Source organism: Pantoea sp. UBA5923, from assembly GCF_002431095.1.
Lineage (GTDB): Bacteria > Pseudomonadota > Gammaproteobacteria > Enterobacterales > Enterobacteriaceae > Pantoea > Pantoea piersonii.
Map to the genome: position 1 here is coordinate 3,411 of NZ_DJDN01000064.1, position 274 is coordinate 3,684.

General features: G+C 61.3%; 1 pseudogene. It reads right to left on the minus strand.

Going from position 1 to position 274, the window contains the following annotated elements:
* Positions 1-274: pseudogene (locus B3797_RS14720) on the minus strand (MFS transporter); the annotation flags it as partial.

Genomic DNA, 274 nt, shown 5'->3' on the forward strand with positions numbered 1-274 from the left:
GCCTTTATGGCGGGTCAGCACAGTTTTCAGCGGCAGCGTATCAGCCAGCATTTTACGCTGCTGCATCTGCTGAAAGACCGGCGTCTCATGCAGCCAGCGGCGCAGATACATCGCCAGTAGCCCAAACAGACCGCCCAGAAAGAAAGGAATGCGCCAGCCGATGCTGGCGACCATCTGCGGCGTCATGCTGCTGTTGATGGCGGTCGCGACCAGCGATCCCAGCAGGATCCCCATCGTCAGTCCGGCGGTCAGCGTGCCGCAGGCGAAACCGATG